Annotated in this window: 14 protein-coding genes and 1 rRNA gene; 12 read left to right on the top strand and 3 right to left on the bottom strand. The window is 72.3% G+C overall.

The genetic code is table 11. The features are described 5' to 3' along the window. Positions 1 to 76 precede the first annotated feature (76 nt). The 12 genes from rrf to KDY119_RS11925 all read left to right on the top strand — a co-directional run bounded on the left by rrf (position 77) and on the right by KDY119_RS11925 (position 13529). Positions 77 to 193 (top strand): 5S ribosomal RNA (gene rrf, locus KDY119_RS11980). A gap of 116 nt (positions 194 to 309) precedes the next feature. Continuing rightward, positions 310 to 606 carry an Asp-tRNA(Asn)/Glu-tRNA(Gln) amidotransferase subunit GatC gene (gene gatC / locus KDY119_RS11975; protein ID WP_036949298.1) on the top strand — a complete coding sequence of 99 codons (297 nt, stop codon included), beginning with the start codon at positions 310 to 312 and terminating at the stop codon, positions 604 to 606. 1 nt (position 607) lies between these two features. Then, positions 608 to 2125, top strand: coding sequence for an Asp-tRNA(Asn)/Glu-tRNA(Gln) amidotransferase subunit GatA (gatA, locus tag KDY119_RS11970; RefSeq protein WP_036949300.1), 1518 nt, complete (start codon positions 608 to 610; stop codon positions 2123 to 2125). Beyond that, the gene (gene gatB / locus KDY119_RS11965; protein WP_153022357.1) at positions 2122 to 3627 is read left to right on the top strand and encodes an Asp-tRNA(Asn)/Glu-tRNA(Gln) amidotransferase subunit GatB; all 1506 of its coding nucleotides are present in this window, start codon (positions 2122 to 2124) and stop codon (positions 3625 to 3627) included. The genes gatA and gatB overlap by 4 nt, the downstream gene beginning before the upstream one ends. Positions 3628 to 3640: 13 nt before the next feature. Further along, positions 3641 to 4222, top strand: a complete 582-nt coding sequence (locus tag KDY119_RS11960) for a GNAT family N-acetyltransferase (RefSeq protein ID WP_036949306.1) — start codon at positions 3641 to 3643, stop codon at positions 4220 to 4222. Between the two features lie 80 nt (positions 4223 to 4302). Continuing rightward, complete coding sequence (gene ilvD, locus KDY119_RS11955; protein WP_036949308.1) at positions 4303 to 5997, top strand: dihydroxy-acid dehydratase; 1695 nt, start codon at positions 4303 to 4305, stop codon at positions 5995 to 5997. 251 nt (positions 5998 to 6248) lie between these two features. Continuing rightward, the gene (locus KDY119_RS11950) at positions 6249 to 8159 is read left to right on the top strand and encodes an acetolactate synthase large subunit (RefSeq protein WP_153022356.1); all 1911 of its coding nucleotides are present in this window, start codon (positions 6249 to 6251) and stop codon (positions 8157 to 8159) included. Between the two features lie 23 nt (positions 8160 to 8182). Next, on the top strand, positions 8183 to 8707 hold the full coding sequence (gene ilvN / locus KDY119_RS11945) for an acetolactate synthase small subunit (RefSeq protein ID WP_036949314.1): 525 nt from the start codon (positions 8183 to 8185) through the stop codon (positions 8705 to 8707). Positions 8708 to 8755: 48 nt separating this feature from the next. Then, on the top strand, positions 8756 to 9784 hold the full coding sequence (gene ilvC / locus KDY119_RS11940) for a ketol-acid reductoisomerase (RefSeq protein ID WP_036949319.1): 1029 nt from the start codon (positions 8756 to 8758) through the stop codon (positions 9782 to 9784). 248 nt (positions 9785 to 10032) lie between these two features. Next, positions 10033 to 11211, top strand: coding sequence for an isochorismatase family protein (locus KDY119_RS19125; protein ID WP_153022355.1), 1179 nt, complete (start codon positions 10033 to 10035; stop codon positions 11209 to 11211). A 58-nt stretch (positions 11212 to 11269) separates the two neighbouring features. Further along, the gene (locus KDY119_RS11930; RefSeq protein WP_036949321.1) at positions 11270 to 12340 is read left to right on the top strand and encodes a 3-isopropylmalate dehydrogenase; all 1071 of its coding nucleotides are present in this window, start codon (positions 11270 to 11272) and stop codon (positions 12338 to 12340) included. Between the two features lie 88 nt (positions 12341 to 12428). Continuing rightward, entirely contained in the window at positions 12429 to 13529 is a 1101-nt protein-coding gene (locus KDY119_RS11925; protein ID WP_036949324.1) for a branched-chain amino acid aminotransferase, read from the top strand. 67 nt (positions 13530 to 13596) lie between these two features. Here KDY119_RS11925 and KDY119_RS11920 read toward each other — a convergent pair whose 3' ends face one another. The 3 genes from KDY119_RS11920 to KDY119_RS11910 are packed head-to-tail and all read right to left on the bottom strand — an operon-like array spanning position 13597 to position 17932. Next, a complete protein-coding gene (locus KDY119_RS11920; protein ID WP_036949327.1) occupies positions 13597 to 16491 on the bottom strand; it encodes an FtsX-like permease family protein in 2895 nt (964 codons plus the stop codon). After that, positions 16488 to 17306, bottom strand: a complete 819-nt coding sequence (locus KDY119_RS11915; RefSeq protein WP_083890771.1) for an ABC transporter ATP-binding protein — start codon at positions 17304 to 17306, stop codon at positions 16488 to 16490. The genes KDY119_RS11920 and KDY119_RS11915 overlap by 4 nt, the downstream gene beginning before the upstream one ends. Beyond that, positions 17303 to 17932 carry a PadR family transcriptional regulator gene (locus KDY119_RS11910; RefSeq protein WP_036949334.1) on the bottom strand — a complete coding sequence of 210 codons (630 nt, stop codon included), beginning with the start codon at positions 17930 to 17932 and terminating at the stop codon, positions 17303 to 17305. The genes KDY119_RS11915 and KDY119_RS11910 overlap by 4 nt, the downstream gene beginning before the upstream one ends. Between the last annotated feature and the right edge of the window lie 14 nt (positions 17933 to 17946).

Below are 17946 nucleotides of genomic sequence, written 5' to 3'. Positions count from 1 at the left end.
GGTTCTAGAGCCACCGGCACACCCACCCCCGGGACACACACCCCGGAGGGCAGGGCCCCGAACAGGTTCATAGAGTTACGGCGGTCATAGCGAAGGGGAAACGCCCGGTCCCATTCCGAACCCGGAAGCTAAGCCCTTCAGCGCCGATGGTACTGCCCTGGTGACGGGGTGGGAGAGTAGGACGCCGCCGAACACCCATTCAACCGAAGGCCACCCCACCCGGGGTGGCCTTCGGCATATCCGCACCCGGGCGCTGTCCCGCCTTACGAGCCGCTGAGGGCGTACCGGCATGCCCCGTAGAATGTCGGCATGTCCACCATCTCCCGTGACGAGGTCGCGCGCGTCGCGTCGCTCGCCCGCATCGACCTGTCGGAGGCGGAGCTCGACCGTCTCGCGGGCGAGCTCGACGTGATCGTCGCCGCCATCGCCCAGGTCAGCGAGGTCGCGACGCCGGACGTCCCGGCGACCAGCCATCCGCTTCCACTCGTCAACGTGTTCCGTGACGACGTGCCGGAGCCGCCGCTGCCCGTCGAGGACGTGCTCGCAGGCGCTCCGTCGGCTGAGGACGGCCGGTTCATGGTGCCCCAGATCCTCGGGGAGGAGTGAGATGACGGACGATCTGACGCGGCTCACGGCCGCGGACCTCGCCGCGCGCCTCGCGGCCCGCGAAGTTTCGAGCGTCGAAGCCACTCAGGCTCACCTGGACCGCATCGCGGCCGTGGACGGCGCGGTGCACGCGTTCCTGCACGTGAGCTCCGACGAGGCCCTCGCCGCGGCGCGGGACGTCGACTCACGTCGCGCCGCCGGTGACGACCTCCATCCGCTGGCAGGGGTGCCGATCGCGGTCAAGGACGTCGTGGTCACCAAGGGGATCCCGACGACCGCCGGTTCGCGGATCCTCGAGGGCTGGGTGCCGCCGTACGACGCGACGCTCGTGGAGCGCCTCAAGGCGGCGGGGCTGCCGATCCTCGGCAAGACGAACATGGACGAGTTCGCGATGGGCTCGTCGACCGAGCACTCGGCGTACGGCCAGACCCACAACCCGTGGGACCTCGAGCGGATCCCGGGTGGTTCCGGCGGTGGGTCCGCTGCCGCCGTGGCGGCGTTCGAGGCACCGCTCGCGATCGGCACCGACACGGGGGGCTCGATCCGTCAGCCGGGCGCGGTCACGGGCACCGTCGGATCCAAGCCCACCTACGGCGGGGTCTCGCGCTACGGGCTCATCGCCATGGCGTCCTCGCTCGACCAGGCCGGTCCCGTGACCCGTTCCGTGCTCGACGCCGCGTTGCTGCACGAGCTGATCGGCGGTCACGACCACCGGGACTCCACGTCGATCGCGGAGCCCGTGGCTCCGCTGGCGGACGCGGCCCGACAGGGCGCGCTGGGCGACCTCACGGGCGTCCGCGTCGGTGTCGTCACCGAGCTGGGCGGCGAGGGCTACCAGGCCGGCGTGCGCGCACGCTTCGAGGAGGGCCTCGACCTCCTGCGGGCGGCGGGCGCCGAGATCGTCGAGGTCTCGTGCCCGCACTTCGTCTACGCGCTGGGCGCCTACTACCTCATCATGCCGAGCGAGGCTTCGAGCAACCTCGCGAAGTTCGACGGCATGCGCTTCGGACTGCGCGTGGAGCCGTCCGAGGGTCCCGTGACCGCCGAGCGCGTCATGTCCGCGACCCGCGGCGCCGGGTTCGGGGACGAGGTCAAGCGTCGCGTGATCCTCGGCACCTATGCGCTGTCCGCGGGCTACTACGACGCGTACTACGGCAGCGCGCAGAAGGTTCGTACGCTGATCCAGCGTGACTTCGCAGCGGCGTTCGCGCAGGCGGACGTCCTCGTCTCGCCCACCGCACCGACCACGGCGTTCAAGCTCGGTGAGAAGCTCGACGACCCGCTGGCGATGTACCTCAACGACGTCGCGACCATCCCCGCGAACCTCGCCGGGGTGCCGGGGATGTCGATCCCGTCGGGCCTGTCCGACGACGGCCTGCCGGTCGGCTTCCAGGTCCTCGCGCCCGCGAAGGCGGACGACCGCATGTACCGCGTGGGCGCGGCCCTGGAGGCTGCGCTGGAGAACGTCTGGGGCGGGCCTCTGCTCGCGCAGGCCCCCGAGCTGGAGGTGGCGCGATGACCACGACGTACGAGACCCTCGTCGACTATACGGACGCCGTCGAGCGGTACGACCCGGTGCTCGGCATCGAGGTGCACGTCGAGCTCGGCACCCGCACCAAGATGTTCTGCCCGGCCGAGGTGGAGTTCGGCGGCGAGCCGAACACGCAGACGACACCCGTGTCGCTCGGTCTCCCCGGTGCGCTCCCGGTGGTGAACGGCAAGGCCGTCGAGTATGCGATCCGGATCGGGCTCGCGCTCAACTGCGGTATCGCCGAGACCTGCCGGTTCGCGCGCAAGAACTACTTCTACCCGGACGTGCCGAAGAACTTCCAGACGTCGCAGTACGACGAGCCGATCGCCCACGACGGCTGGCTCGACGTCGAGCTCGAGGACGGGACCGTGTTCCGTGTCGAGATCGAGCGCGCGCACATGGAGGAGGACGCCGGCAAGAACACCCACGTGGGCGGCGCCGCAGGACGCATCCACGGCGCCGAGTACTCCCTCGTCGACTACAACCGTGCGGGAATCCCGCTCGTCGAGATCGTCACGCGACCGATCGAGGGTGCGGGGGAGCGCGCGCCGGAGGTCGCTCGGGCCTACGTCCAGACGCTGCGTGACATCTTCCGGGCGCTCGACGTGTCCGAAGCGCGCATGGAGCGTGGCAACGTCCGTGCCGACGTCAACGTCTCGCTCCGCCCGACGCCTGAGAGCCCGCTCGGCACACGGACCGAGACCAAGAACGTCAACTCGTTCCGGTCGGTCGAGCGCGCGGTCCGGTACGAGATCTCGCGCCAGGCGGGAGTGCTCGACGCCGGGGGCAGGGTGATCCAGGAGACGCGCCACTGGCACGAGGACACCGGCGAGACGACGTCGGGCCGCGTGAAGTCCGACGCCGAGGACTACCGGTACTTCCCGGAGCCCGACCTGGTGCCCGTCGCTCCGAGCCGTGACTGGGTCGAGGAGATCCGGGCGTCGCTGCCGGAGCTGCCGGCCGCGCGTCGTCGGCGGCTGCAGGGCGAATGGGCGTACACCGACCTGGAGATGCGCGACGTCGTGAACGCAGGCGCGGTCGACATCATCGAGGCGACCGTCGCCGCGGGCGCGAGCCCCGCGGGCGCCCGCAAGTGGTGGATGGCCGAGCTGGGGCGCCGCGCGAAGGAGCAGGAGGTCGAGCTGGAGCAGCTTCCCGTGACCCCGGCCCAGGTCGCCGAGCTCCAGGGTCTCGTCGATGCCGGCCGGATCAACGACAAGCTCGCGCGCCAGGTGCTCGACGGCGTTCTCGCGGGCGAGGGGGACCCCGAGGCGGTCGTCGTCGCGCGCGGGCTCGAGGTCGTGTCGGACGACGGCGCGCTCCTGGCCGCGATCGACGACGCGCTCGCCGCCCAGCCGGACATCGCGGAGAAGATCCGCGGCGGCAACCTGGGGCCGGTCGGCGCGATCATCGGCGCGGTCATGAAGGCCACGCGTGGCCAGGCGGACGCCGGTCGCGTGCGTGAGCTGGTGCTCGAGCGGGTTCGCTGACGGGGGAGGTCGTATGACGCGGGGGCCCGTGCTCCACGGGGAGATGGTCAGGCTGCGGCCGATCGAGGCGCGTGACGCGTCGCGGCTGTGGGACGCGGTCCAGGATCCGGAGTCGCTGCGCCTCACGGGCACGACGGCGACGTTCGCGCGCGAGGAGATCGACGTGTGGGCGGCCGAGGTGGCGGACCGCCCGGACCGGTACGACTGGGCGATCACGTCGGGCGCGGTCCGTGACGGGCATCCCGTGTCGGACGACCTGCTCGGCGAGATCGTGCTGAACCAGCTCGACGACTCGGCCCGGTCGGCGAACCTGCGCCTCCAGCTCCTGCCGAACTATCGAGGTCGCGGCTACGGGCGAGAGGCCATCTTCGAGGTCCTTCGCTACGCGTTCGATGGTTCGGCCGACGACGACGGCCCGCGGCTGCACCGGGTCGGCCTGGACGTCCTGAGCATCAACCCGCGGGCACGAGCGCTCTACGAGTCCCTGGGCTTCCGCGAGGAGGGCCGGTTGCGTGACGTCTATCGGGACGGCGACCGGTGGGCGGACGCGATCGTGATGAGCATCCTCGAGGACGAGTTCCGCGCCTCCGTCTGAGCGATCACCGTTCTCCCTGCCCAGGCGGGGGCGTCGCGTAGCGGGGGACAGGCGGCGGCCCCGTCCCTAGGCTGGCGAGCATGGCGGACTTCGACATCAAGCCCCGCTCGCGCCAGGTCACGGACGGGATCGAGGCGACGGCCTCGCGGGGGATGCTGCGCGCCGTCGGCATGGGCGACGACGACTTCGCCAAGCCGCAGATCGGCGTCGCATCGTCGTGGAACGAGATCACGCCGTGCAACCTGTCGCTCGACCGGCTCGCACAGGGCGCCAAGGAGGGTGTGCACGCCGCCGGCGGGTACCCGCTCGAGTTCGGCACGATCTCCGTCTCGGACGGCATCTCGATGGGCCACGAGGGCATGCACTTCTCGCTCGTCAGCCGCGACATCATCGCCGACTCCGTGGAGACGGTCATGTCGGCCGAACGGCTCGACGGGTCGGTGCTGCTCGCGGGCTGCGACAAGTCGCTGCCCGGCATGCTCATGGCGGCGGCGCGGCTCGACCTGGCGAGCGTGTTCCTGTACGCGGGCACGATCGCGCCCGGCTGGGCCAAGCTCGAGGACGGCAGCGAGAAGCAGGTGACGCTGATCGACGCGTTCGAGGCGGTCGGCGCGTGCGCACGCGGGCTGCTGAGCGAGCGCGACCTCGGCGCGATCGAGCGTGCCGTCTGCCCCGGCGAGGGCGCGTGCGGCGGCATGTACACGGCGAACACCATGGCGTCGGTCGCGGAGGCCATGGGGATGTCGCTGCCCGGGTCGGCTGCGCCGCCGTCGGCGGACCGCCGCCGTGACCAGTTCGCGCACCGCTCGGGCGAGGCGGTCGTCGAGCTGCTGCGGCAGGGCATCACGGCGCGCGACATCATGACGAAGGACGCGTTCGAGAACGCGATCGCGGTGGTGATGGCGTTCGGCGGCTCGACGAACGCGGTGCTGCACCTGCTCGCGATCGCGCACGAGGCCGACGTCGACCTCACGCTCGCGGACTTCGACCGGATCGGCTCCGACGTCCCGCACCTGTCGGACGTCAAACCGTTCGGGCGGTACGTCATGAACGACGTCGACCGGATCGGTGGCGTGCCCGTCGTCATGAAGGCCCTGCTCGACGCGGGGCTGATCCACGGTGACGCCCTCACCGTGACGGGCAGGACGGTCGCCGAGAACCTCGAGGCGATCGACCCGCCCGACCCCGACGGCAAGGTGCTGCGCGCGCTCGACGACCCCATCCACCGCACCGGCGGCATCACGATCCTCGGCGGTTCGCTCGCACCCGACGGCGCCGTCGTGAAGTCCGCCGGGTTCGACTCGGACGTCTTCGAGGGGGCCGCGCGCGTGTTCGAGCGCGAGCGGGCGGCGCTCGACGCGCTGGAGGACGGCACGATCCAGGCCGGCGACGTCGTGGTGATCCGGTACGAGGGACCCAAGGGCGGGCCGGGGATGCGCGAGATGCTCGCCATCACCGGAGCGATCAAGGGTGCGGGCCTCGGCAAGGACGTCCTGCTCATCACGGACGGCCGCTTCTCGGGCGGCACCACGGGGCTGTGCGTGGGCCACATCGCGCCGGAGGCTGTCGACGGGGGGCCGATCGCTCTCGTGCGGGACGGCGACCGGGTGCGTCTCGATGTGGCGAGCAAGACGCTCGAGCTCCTCGTGGACGACGGCGAGCTCGCCGCCCGGCGGGAGCACTGGGAGCCCGTGCCGCACAGATACACACGGGGGGTCCTCGCCAAGTACACGAAGCTCGTCCAGTCGGCGTCGCGCGGGGCGATCCTGGAGTAGCCCGGGCTGCCGCGCGAGACCGCGGGAGCCACGGGCGTCCAGCACGTGAGACGTCCGCACCCGGCGTGTGACATCCGAGGGGGATCGGCGTACGGTGAAGCCGTGCAGACGAACCTCCTCGTAGTACTTCCTGAGCGCGCCGGCTGAGGCCACCGCACAGGTCTCGTCAGCGCGCACCCCTCGAAGCACCCGTGGACTCGGGCCGAGGGGTTTTTTCATGCCGCCGTACCCCGCCGATCACAGGAGACACGATGGTCCAGGGCCCCATCCCGGCACCGCCGCGCCAGGCGACGCCGTCGCCCGTGCGCCCCTCCGCTCGCCCCGCCACGGCGAAGCCCGCCCGCCCGGCGGCCCGCAAGGTAGCCGGCGAGGGCGTCGGCCAGGTCGCCGACGGCCCGCGCGTCGCACCGGTCGAGGTCACGGGTGCGGAGTCGATCGTGCGGTCCCTCGAGGCGGTCGGCGTCGACACCGTGTTCGGCATCCCCGGCGGTGCGATCCTTCCGCTGTACGACCCGCTCATGGACTCTCAGAAGCTCCGCCACATCCTCGTGCGCCACGAGCAGGGCGGCGGCCACGCGGCCTCCGGCTACGCCCACGCGTCCGGGAAGGTCGGCGTCTGCATGGCCACCTCCGGGCCGGGTGCCACGAACCTCGTGACGCCCATCGCGGACGCGAACATCGACTCGATCCCGATGGTCGCCATCACGGGGCAGGTCGCGGCGTCGTCGATCGGCACGGACGCGTTCCAGGAGGCCGACATCGTCGGCATCACGATGCCCGTCACGAAGCACAACTACCTCGTGACCGACCCCGCCGACATCCCGCGGACCATCGCCGAGGCGTTCCACATCGCGCGGACCGGGCGTCCCGGCCCGGTGCTCGTCGACATCGCGAAGTCCGCGATGCAGGCGACCACCACCTTCTCGTGGCCGCAGGATCTCGACCTGCCCGGATACCACCCGGTCACCAAGCCTCACTCGAAGCAGATCCGCGAGGCCGCGAAGCTCCTGGCCACGGCCCGCAAGCCGGTGCTCTACGTGGGCGGCGGCGTCGTGAGGGCGGACGCGTCCGCCGAGCTGCGGCGGCTCGTCGACCTGTCGGGGGCTCCCGCCGTCACGACGCTCATGGCTCGCGGGGCGCTGCCCGACTCGCACCCGCAGAACCTCGGCATGCCCGGCATGCACGGCACGGTGCCCGCCGTGGCCGCGCTCCAGCAGGCGGACCTCGTGGTCGCCCTGGGAGCTCGCTTCGACGACCGCGTCACCGGCCGGCTCGACTCGTTCGCGCCGAACGCCGTCGTCGTCCACGCCGACATCGACCCCGCCGAGATCGGCAAGAACCGCGCCGTCGACGTGCCCATCGTCGGTGACCTGCGCGAGGTGCTCGCCGACCTCCTGCCCGAGCTCGCGCGCGAGCAGGAGACCCACGGCAAGCCCGACGTCGAGGCCTGGTGGCAGCTCATCGACGGCTGGCGCGAGTCCTTCCCGCTCGGCTACACCGAGCCCGAGGACGGCCTGCTCGCGCCGCAGTACGTGATCGAGCGGATCGGCGCCGTCTCCGGCCCCGAGTCCGTCTACGTCGGCGGCGTCGGACAGCACCAGATGTGGGCCGCGCAGTTCATCCGGTACGAGCACCCGCGCACGTGGATCAACTCCGGCGGGCTCGGCACCATGGGCTACTCGGTGCCCGCCGCCATGGGCGCCAAGGTCGCGCGCCCCGACGCCACCGTGTGGGCGATCGACGGTGACGGCTGCTTCCAGATGACCAACCAGGAGCTCGCGACCTGCGTCATCAACGAGATCCCCATCAAGGTCGCCGTCGTCAACAACTCGTCGCTCGGCATGGTCCGGCAGTGGCAGACCCTCTTCTACAACGAGCGGTACTCCAACACCGACCTGCACACCGGCCACGGCACCCGCCGCGTCCCCGACTTCGTCAAGATGGCCGACGCCTACGGGTGCGTCGGGCTGCGGTGCGAGACCAAGGCCGACGTCGACGCCACCATCAAGCGGGCCCTCGAGATCGACGACCAGCCCGTCGTCGTCGACTTCACCGTGTCGCGCGACGCGATGGTCTGGCCCATGGTCGCCGCCGGCGTCTCCAACGACGACATCCAGTACGCCCGCGGCATCTCGCCGTCGTGGGACCGCGACGACGACTGACCGAGCCCGAGGAGACAGAAGACATGAGCAGGCACACCCTCTCGGTGCTCGTCGAGAACAAGCCCGGCGTGCTCACGCGCGTCGCCGGCCTCTTCGCGCGCCGCGCGTTCAACATCCACTCGCTCGCCGTCGGCCCGACCGAGCACGACGACATCTCCCGCGTGACCGTCGTCGTCGACGTCGAGGACCACCCTCTCGAGCAGGTCACCAAGCAGCTCAACAAGCTCGTCAACGTCATCAAGATCGTCGAGCTCGAATCCGTGGCCTCCGTGCAGCGCGAGCTGCTGCTGGTCAAGGTCCGCGCCGACGCCGGCACCCGTACCGCCGTCCTCGAGGTCGTCCAGCTCTTCCGTGCCAAGATCGTCGACGTGCACCCCGAGGCCGTCGTCGTCGAGGCCACCGGCACCTCCGACAAGCTCGAGGCGCTCCTCACGGCGCTCGAGCCGTACGGCATCCGTGAGATCGTGCAGTCCGGCGCCGTCGCCATCGGCCGCGGCCCGCGCTCCATCACCGACCGCGCGCTCGAGCGCGTGGCCCGCACCGCCTGACCTTCCCTTCCCCAGACCCAACGAAGAATCCCACCAAGGAGAACCACCGTGGCTGAGCTGTTCTACGACGACGACGCCGACCTGTCCATCATCCAGAGCAAGAAGGTCGCCGTCATCGGTTACGGCAGCCAGGGGCACGCCCACGCGCTCAACCTCCGTGACTCCGGCGTCGACGTCACCATCGGCCTGCGCGAGGGCTCCTCCTCACGCGAGAAGGCCGAGAACGAGGGCCTCAAGGTCCTCACCGTCGCCGAGGCCGTCAAGCAGGCCGACGTCGTCATGATCCTCGCGCCCGACCAGGCCCAGCGCGGTCTGTACGCCAGCGAGATCGAGCCCAACCTCAAGTCCGACGCCGCGCTCTTCTTCGCGCACGGCTTCAACATCCGGTTCGGCTACATCAAGCCCGGCGCCGGTCACGACGTCGCCATGGTCGCCCCCAAGGGCCCCGGCCACCTCGTGCGCCGCGAGTACGTCGACGGCCGCGGCGTGCCCGTGATCGTCGCCGTCGAGCAGGACGCCTCCGGCCAGGCCTGGGCGCTCGCCCTGTCCTACGCCAAGGCCATCGGCGGCCTGCGCGCGGCCGGCATCAAGACGACCTTCACCGAGGAGACCGAGTCCGACCTCTTCGGCGAGCAGGCGGTCCTCTGCGGCGGCGCGTCGCAGCTCGTCCAGTACGGTTTCGAGACCCTCACGGAGGCCGGCTACCAGCCCGAGGTCGCCTACTTCGAGGTCCTCCACGAGCTCAAGCTCATCGTCGACCTCATGATCGAGGGCGGCATCGCCAAGCAGCGGTGGTCCGTCTCCGACACCGCCGAGTACGGCGACTACGTCTCCGGCCCGCGCGTCATCGACCCGCACGTCAAGGAGAACATGAAGGCCGTCCTCGCCGACATCCAGTCCGGCGCGTTCGCCGAGCGCTTCATCGCCGACCAGGACGCCGGCGCCCCCGAGTTCAAGGAGCTCCGCGCCAAGGGCGAGGCGCACCCGATCGAGGCGACCGGCCGCGAGCTGCGCAAGATGTTCGCCTGGGTCAAGCCGTCCGACTCGGACTACGTCGAGGGCTCGGCCGCGCGCTGATCCTCGGTAGCGTCGCCCGCGTCGGGTGACGTCCGGCAGGCGAGGGGGAAACCCTTCGCGCGATCTACCATCCGGCCGCTCGTGCCTCGCGGCCTCCCGCCAGGCCCGCCACGATCGCGCGAAGGGTTTCCCCCTCGCCTGCCTCTTCCGTTCTCGTCCCTTCGGGCGTCGCCTGCCCGACGACGGCGCTCGGCCGTGGTCTCGTCGTCGTCCGTGTCGGTCGTGGGTGCGCTGAGAGGTGGTGGCTGGTGGATTCGTGGACGGAACCGCACTGGGGCTCGTCGGCGCTGGTCGTGGTCGACGTGCAGGTGGACTTCGTCGAGGGCGGGGCCATGCCCGTCGGCGGGACGCGGGCCGTCGTGCCCGCGCTCGAGCGGCTCGTCGAGGCGTACCGGCGGGCCGGGCTGCCCGTGGTGCACGTCGTGCGGATCTACGACGGGGACGACGTCGACCTGGTGCGTCGTGAGGCGATCGCCGGTGGAGCGCCCGTCGTGCGGCCCGGGACGCCCGGTTCCGAGCTGCTCGAGGAGCTCGTGCCCGGCGGGGCCGGCCGGCTCGACGCCGAACTGCTGCTGAGCGGGGAGGCTCAGGAGCTCGGGCCGCGGGAGGTCGCGCTCTGGAAGCCCCGGTGGTCGGCGTTCTACCGCACGCCGCTCGAGGAGCTGCTGCGCGGCTGGGACGTGGACACGGTCGTCGTCGCGGGCTGCAACTTCCCCAACTGTCCCCGCGCGACCATCATCGACGCCTCGCAGCGAGACCTGCGTGTCGTCGTCGTGGACGACGCGACGTCCCAGGTGACCGACGAGGGGCTCCGGCAGGTCGGGGCGCTCGGAGTCACCGTCGCCTCGGTCGAGGAGGTCGTCGGCGCCGTCGAGCAGGTCGCTCCGGTGGCGTGCGAGCACGACCGGGCGCAGGCCGAGGCGGTGCTCGCGTACTGGGAGCGCGCGCGGCTCAGGGCGCGCGTCGGGCAGCTCGACGTCGTCACCGGCAAGACCGTCGCCTCGGCCGTGCCGCCGCCCGCCTGGTCGTTCGGCGACAGCCCCCGCCTCGCCGACGAGCTGCTGGCGCTCGTCCTCGCCGGGCGCAAGACCGCGACGTCGTCGTCCCTGCCCGAGTACGAGGCCGGCGGCGAGCCGCTCCCGCGGGTCGGCGAGCTGTCCATCCTGCTCGACGGCACAGGCCGGCCACGCGCGCTGATCCGGACCACGCACGTCGAGACGGTGCCGTTCGGCCAGGTCACGGCGGAGTTCGCGGCGGCCGAGGGCGAGGGCGACCGGTCCCTGGAGTCCTGGCGGGACGAGCACCGACGCTACTTCCGGCGCGTGCTCGGCTCCGAGGGTTTCGACGACGCGACGCCCGTGGTGTGCGAGCGTTTCGAGCTCCTCGACCCCACGTGGTCGCTCGAACGCACCCTCACGACCCCCTGACGGTCAGACTGTGAGACGGTTGTCCGGCATGCGGCCCGGAGGCCGTACCCTGGCGGGCATGACGCGCACTCCCGACTCGATCCGCCTGGCCGTCGTGGCCGGGGACGGGATCGGCACCGAGGTCGTCGAGCAGGGCCTGCGGGTCCTCGACGCCGCCCTCGCCGGCACCGACGTGAAGGTTCAGCCCACCGAGTTCGACCTCGGCGCCCGTCGCTGGCACGCGACCGGCGAGACGCTGAGCGACGCCGATCTCGCGAGCATCCGCGAGCACGACGCGATCCTCCTCGGCGCGATCGGCGACCCGAGCGTGCCCTCGGGCGTCCTCGAGCGGGGCCTGCTCCTCAAGCTGCGCTTCAGCCTCGACCACTACGTCAACCTCCGGCCGTCCAAGCTGTACCAGGGTGTGCGCTCGCCGCTCGCCGACCCGGGCGAGATCGACTTCGTCGTCGTGCGCGAGGGTACCGAGGGGCCGTACACCGGCAACGGTGGTGCGCTGCGCGTCGGGACGCCGCACGAGGTCGCGACCGAGGTCTCCGTCAACACCGCGTTCGGCATCGAGCGCGTCGTGCGCAACGCCTTCGAGCGCGCTCAGGCGCGGCCGCGCAAGCACCTCACGCTCGTGCACAAGCACAACGTCCTCGTGCACGCCGGGCACCTGTGGCGCCGGACCGTCGAGGCCGTCAACGCCGACTTCCCCGACGTCACCACGGACTACCTGCACGTCGACGCGGCCACGATCTTCCTCACCACGAAGCCGTCGCGCTTCGACGTGATCGTCACGGACAACCTGTTCGGCGACATCATCACGGACCAGGCTGCTGCCATCATCGGCGGCATCGGACTCGCAGCCTCCGCGAACATCAACCCGGACCGCGACGCCGACGGGAGCTTCGTCGCGCCGTCGATGTTCGAGCCCGTGCACGGCTCGGCCCCGGACATCGCGGGCCAGGGCAAGGCGGACCCGACCGCCACCGTCGCCTCGGTCGCGCTCCTCCTCGACCACCTCGGGTTCAGCGAGCAGTCGCGGGCCGTCGAGGCCGCTGTCGCGGCCGACCTGGCTGAGCGGGGCGATCGAGTACGGTCGACGGCCGAGGTGGGCGGCGACCTCGCCGCACGCGTCGCCGGCTGACCCGCCGCCCCGCGGGTCTCCGTCCGTCACCTGCCCCTCGGCCGTCTTCACCGGTAGATTCGTCTCAGCCAGTGAAAGGCCTGGAACCATGAGCATCACCACTGCCGTCGACGCGTTCGACATCCGTCTGACCGACACGCCCACGCCCGACGCCGACCGTGAGGCCGCGCTCGCAGCACCCAAGTTCGGCACGGCCTTCAGCGACCACATGGCGCGCGTGAGCTGGACTGCCTCCGACGGGTGGCACGACCGGCGCGTCGAGAAGTACGGCCCGCTGCAGCTCGACCCGGCGACCGCCGTCCTGCACTACGCCCAGGAGATCTTCGAAGGTCTCAAGGCGTACCGGCACGCGGACGGCTCGGTCTGGACGTTCCGGCCCGAGGCCAACGCGGAGCGGTTTCAGAGGTCCGCGCACCGGCTCGCGCTGCCGCCACTGTCCACCGAGGACTTCGTCGGGTCGATCGAGGCGCTCGTGCGGACCGACGTCGACTGGATCCCGGGCGGAGAGGAGACGAGCCTCTACCTGCGGCCGTTCATGTACGCGTCCGAGGCGTTCCTCGGGGTGCGGCCGTCGCTCGAGGTCGAGTACCTCGTCATCGCGAGCCCCGTCGGGCCGTACTTCGCGGGCGGGGTGAAGCCGGTCTCGATCTGGGTCGCCCAGGACTACCACCGCGCGGGCGCCGGGGGCACGGGTGCGGCGAAGTGCGGCGGCAACTACGCCGCGAGCCTGCTCCCGCAGCAGGAGGCGTACGAGAAGGGCTGCGAGCAGGTCTGCTTCCTCGACGCGACCACGAACACCGCCCTCGACGAGCTCGGCGGCATGAACGTGTTTGTCGTGCGCGCCGACGGGACCGTCGAGACCCCTGAGCTCACGGGGTCGATCCTCGAGGGCGTGACGCGGTCGTCGATCCTGCAGCTCCTCGCCGACCGCGGTCACGCCGTCGTCGAGAAGCGCATCCTCCTCGACGAGCTCCTCGCCGGGCTCGCGGACGGCTCGGTCTCCGAGGTGTTCGCGTGCGGCACCGCAGCCGTCATCACGCCGATCGGCCGGCTCGCGGGGGAGGGCTTCGACGTGACGATCGGCGGCGGAGTGGCCGGCGAGGTCACGACCGCGATCCGCGACCAGCTCACGGACATCCAGTACGGCCGCGCCGCCGACCGCTACGGCTGGCTGCACAGGCTCGTCTGAGCCGACCTCCTCCCCGAACGGCCGACGCCCCGCCCACCTCTGTCGCGGGCGCCGGCCGTTCTCGGGATCACCCGTCGAGACGACGGGCCAGCGGCAGGCGCGAGCGCGTGACCAGCCACGCCGCCGCAGCCCCGAGCAGCGGGATCGCGACGACGAGCGCCGCGACCCACAGCCACGGCACGTCGATCATCCAGCGCGGGTCGACGGCGTCGCCCCGCTCGCGCTGCGAAAGCACGAGCGTGGCCCCGATGACCAGGCCCGTCCCCGCCCCCAGCACGACACCGGTCACGGTGATCACCGCGGACTGCGCGGCCGCGAACCGCCGCCGGGTTTTGGGCGGAACGCCGACCGCCTGGAGGGTCGCGAGGTCGGGCAACGACTCCGTGCCGGCGAGCGCCGTCGCGATCGAGGCCGCCGCGAGCGCGACGATCAGCGCGCCCGCGACGATGAGAAGCTCTGCGAGCCCTTGGCTCCCCGACCACGAGGCATGGCCGGGCTCCACGTAGGCGGACGCGGCGGCGTAGCGGAGCCCGCCGCCCTGGTTCTCGTGCGCGGGGAGGGCAGCCACGAGTGCATGGTCGAGGGAGTTCTGGACTGCGGTGCTCCACGCACCGTCTCTGGCGGGGGCCACGAGCGCGGAGGTGTGGGTACGCAGCCCGAGGTCCTGGGCGACGTCGGTCGGGATGAGGGGCAGGTTCGTGGGCACCCCGATGCCGTCGCCGACCGCGGCGGCGGGAACCGTGACGGTGCGCGAACCGCCTTCGGCCTCAGCATCTTCGATCGAGAGCGTGGCGGTGCCGTCGTCGCCGAGGTCGGTGGGTGAGACGACGACCTTCTTGGCCCGCAGCGCGGCGGCGGCCTTCGACGGTTCGGGGACGCCGAGGAGCTGTAGCAGCTCCAGGGAGGTGCCGTCGTCGACGACGGTGCCTGACGCGGAGAAGGCGTAGGCGACGGTGTCGCCCCGCGTGGCCTTCGGAGGCAGCACCCAGACGGCCGTCGAGCTCGACCCGTCCCCGGTGACCGCCGTCACGGGGCGCAGAGAGCCGGTGACGAGGTCGGCGTCGTCGACCAGTGAGGTGATCGTTGCGACCGCGGCGGGGGTGAGTCCGTGGCCGGGGTCCCCGAGGGTGCCGACGAGGAACGTGCCGGTCGCGGCGTCGGGGACGTAGCTGAGCCGGTCGTGCTGAGCCTGCGACCCGGCGAACACGAGCCCGGCGGTCGCTGCGGCGCACGCGGCGAGGACGGCTGCGACGGCGGGGGCTGTGCGGGCGCGCTGCCTGGCGGCGTCCCGCAGGGCGAGCCGCGTCGTACCGCCGAGCGGGCGGGCCAGGCGGGCGAGGCCACCGACGATCGAGCCGGCGGCGAGGACGAGTCCGATCTCCGCGAGGACGATCCCGGCGACGAGCACCAGCACCTGTCGGCCGGTCACGGCGCCCACGAGGGCGACGACGGTCCCGAGCACGGCGAGCACACCACCCGCGACGGCGGGCCACCGGCGCGGGGGAGGATCGGCGCGTCGCCCAGCGAGCACCAGGACGGGGTCGAGGCGTGAGGCGCGCCGGGCCGGCAACCAGGCCGCCGCGACCGCGATCAAGGTTCCGACCAGGATGAACGCCACCAGCCACGGCCATGGCAGCACGACCTGCGCGGAGGTCCACAGCCGCAGCGCGACGCCCGCCGCACCGGCCCCGATCACCGCGGACGTGAGGGACGCGACTACGCCGATGACGAGACCGCCCGCGAGCACGGTCCGGCGGATCGTTCGTGCGTCCGCGCCTGCGGCGGCGAGCAGGGCGAGGTCGCGGGCCGCGCGCCGCGCACCCACGTGGAAGGCGGGTCCGATCATGAGGATGGCCTGGAGCAGGCCGAGCGCGACGGCCCCCGCGACGACGGCGACGACGTCGGTCGATACCGTCGAGGATTCGTTGTCGGGGAACTTCGCCGCGACGAACTCCTCTGCCTCGGGCGACGGGCGCAGCGCCTCCTGGCGGCTGAACGCCGTCGCCCCGAGGGCGTTGACTCGGCGGACGTCTGCCCAGGTGACCGGCTCGTCGCCGACGACGAGCCACGTGACGGTGGCGTTGCCACCGTCCTCGGAACCGGGCTCGGGCGTCCATGGTGCGAGCTGGCTCGGGACCGCGAGGGGCCCTGCGCTCCCGAAGGCCGCGGCATCGGGCTCGGACCGGCCGAGCAGCGCTCGGACGGTGAAGGTGCCGGCCGGCTTCGTCGAGCGGTGCGACAAGGTGCGGAACGACCCGTTGCCGTCGTAGACCTCGTAGGAGCCGTGGCCGGGGGTCGGGAGTGCGACGGTGACGCGGTCGCCGACCCCGACATGCAGATCGCTCGCCACGCTCCGCGCCAGGGCGATCTCACCCGGGCCGAGGGCGGTCGGCAGGTCGTAGGCGGTGCGGGCGGCCGTCGTCGTGTCGAGCTGGTGGGCCTGGACAGACGTGCGCAGGTCGGGGTTGTCTGCTGCCGCGACTCGGACACCGAACAGGGTCGCTACCGGGACGACCTGGTCGTCCGAGGGCACGGCGCGCGCGAGCGCGGACTCGTACCGGGTGCGGTCGACGGGCGGGTAGGTCGACTGGTCGTCCGGGTCCGTCGGCTTCCGACCGTCGACGAAGAGGTCTCCGGGGATCGAGGAGGCTGCCGCGTCGCTGCCGAACATGTGCTCGTTGGGATCCTGGAACACCTCGACGGGCGAGGAGGTGCTGACCTCGGCCTGGACGGTCGCGTCGCTCCCGAGCCGGGAATCGACCTCGGAGGCCGGTCCGCTCCACGTCGACGAGACGAGCACCGAGGTGGCTGCGCCGAGGCCGGCGGGGAGGGCGACCATGACCGCGACGAGGGCGGTGCGGCCCTTGTGGCGGCGGGCGTCGCGCGAGGCGTACCGCAGTGCGACGCGCCACCGCCCCCGACGCGGCCGACGGCGTCCCTCGGGCGGGTTCGGGCCGCTCACCGGGTCGCGCCTGACTCGTCGCCGGACGCGCTGTCCCGGTCGAGCAGGTCGGCGGGCTCGGCGCGTCGGCCGGTCGAGTCGACGAGCCGGCCGTCCTTGAGGAAGACGGTCCGATCCGCCCAGGCGGCGTGCCGCGCGTCGTGCGTGACGAGCAGTCCGGCCGCGCCGGCGTCGACGCGCTCACGCAGGACCCGCATGACGGCCTCGCCGGTCACGGAGTCGAGCGCACCGGTGGGCTCGTCGGCGAGCAGGAGGCGGCGCGGGCCGACGATGGCGCGGGCGATCGCGACGCGCTGCCGCTGGCCGCCTGACATGTCGTCGGGGAACCGGTCGGCGAGGTCGTCGAGCCCGACGGCGGCGAGCGCCGCCGTCGCCTCGGCGCGGGCGCTGCGCACGGGCACGCCATCGAGCTCGCGGGGGAGCGAGACGTTCTCGACGGCCGTGAGCGCGGGCACGAGGTTGAAGTCCTGGAAGACGAAGCCGACGTGGCGCCGACGCAGGGCGGCGCGGCCCCGTGCGTCGAGCGACGCGACGTCGACGCCCCCGACGACGACCGTGCCGTCGGTCGCGGTGTCGAGGCAGCCGGCGAGGTTGAGCAGCGTGGACTTGCCGGAGCCGGACGGTCCCATGACGGCGACGAGCTCCCCGGGGCCGACGTCGAGGCTGATGGCGTCGAGCGCGCGGACCTCGCCGGCGCCCGTCCCGTGGACGCGGGTGACGCGGTCGAGGCGCAGCAGCACGGGTGCCGCGTCGGCCCTGGAGGGGGAGGCGCCCGACGGGACGGGCGACGACGGGCGGGTGGTCAGGGCGCTCATCGGCGGGCCTTCCTGCTGCGGGGGGTACCGGCGGGAGCTGCCGCGGCCGGGGGTGAGGGGGCCGGGGCGGCGCTGGCGGCGTCGTCGGGCGGGTTCGGGGCGCTCCGCTGCGCGAGGACACGGCCCTCGACGTGGTCGAGCCAGCGCATCTCCGCCTCCGTCTGGAAGACGAGCGAGTCGAGGACGAGCGACCAGGCGAGGTCGGTGCCGGCGACGTCGGCGGGGATCCGTCGCTTGAGACGCGCGTAGTCCTGGAGGGAGCGCATCGTCTCGGTCCGTTGCGTGCGGACGACGGCGTCGACGTCCACGCCCGGGAGCGTCACGGCGAGCGCGAGCTTGATCGCGAGCTCGTCGCGCGCGGGCGCGCCACGCTCGACGGGAGTGGACCACCAGGAGCCGGCCTGCTCACGACCGGTCGCGGTGAGCCGGAACCGTTCGGGCTCGCCGTCGGCGGCCGGCAACGGCTCGACGAGCCCGTCGCGCTGGAGCCGTTGGAGCGTCGTGTACGCCTGGCCGATGTTGAGCGGCCACGTGCCGCCCGTGCGGGTCTCGAACTCCTGGCGGAGCTGGTAGCCGTGCATGGGCTGCTCCTCGAGCAGCGCGAGCAGGGCGTGGCGGATCGACATGGTTCCCCGTCCAT

Origin of the sequence: Luteimicrobium xylanilyticum (assembly GCF_009429125.1) — a bacterium.
Taxonomy (GTDB): Bacteria; Actinomycetota; Actinomycetes; order Actinomycetales; family Cellulomonadaceae; genus Luteimicrobium; species Luteimicrobium xylanilyticum.
This window is presented reverse-complemented; position numbering and strand designations above follow the sequence as displayed.

Excerpts from the sequence above, each read along its gene's own strand:
- gatC (WP_036949298.1), top strand. The coding sequence starts at position 310 with ATGTCCACCATCTCCCGTGACGAGGTCGCGCGCGTCGCGTCGCTCGCC.
- gatA (WP_036949300.1), top strand. The coding sequence starts at position 608 with ATGACGGACGATCTGACGCGGCTCACGGCCGCGGACCTCGCCGCGCGC.
- gatB (WP_153022357.1), top strand. The coding sequence starts at position 2,122 with ATGACCACGACGTACGAGACCCTCGTCGACTATACGGACGCCGTCGAG.
- KDY119_RS11960 (WP_036949306.1), top strand. The coding sequence starts at position 3,641 with ATGACGCGGGGGCCCGTGCTCCACGGGGAGATGGTCAGGCTGCGGCCG.
- ilvD (WP_036949308.1), top strand. The coding sequence starts at position 4,303 with ATGGCGGACTTCGACATCAAGCCCCGCTCGCGCCAGGTCACGGACGGG.
- KDY119_RS11950 (WP_153022356.1), top strand. The coding sequence starts at position 6,249 with ATGGTCCAGGGCCCCATCCCGGCACCGCCGCGCCAGGCGACGCCGTCG.
- ilvN (WP_036949314.1), top strand. The coding sequence starts at position 8,183 with ATGAGCAGGCACACCCTCTCGGTGCTCGTCGAGAACAAGCCCGGCGTG.
- KDY119_RS11930 (WP_036949321.1), top strand. The coding sequence starts at position 11,270 with ATGACGCGCACTCCCGACTCGATCCGCCTGGCCGTCGTGGCCGGGGAC.
- KDY119_RS11925 (WP_036949324.1), top strand. The coding sequence starts at position 12,429 with ATGAGCATCACCACTGCCGTCGACGCGTTCGACATCCGTCTGACCGAC.
- KDY119_RS11915 (WP_083890771.1), bottom strand. The coding sequence starts at position 17,306 with ATGAGCGCCCTGACCACCCGCCCGTCGTCGCCCGTCCCGTCGGGCGCC.
- KDY119_RS11910 (WP_036949334.1), bottom strand. The coding sequence starts at position 17,932 with ATGTCGATCCGCCACGCCCTGCTCGCGCTGCTCGAGGAGCAGCCCATG.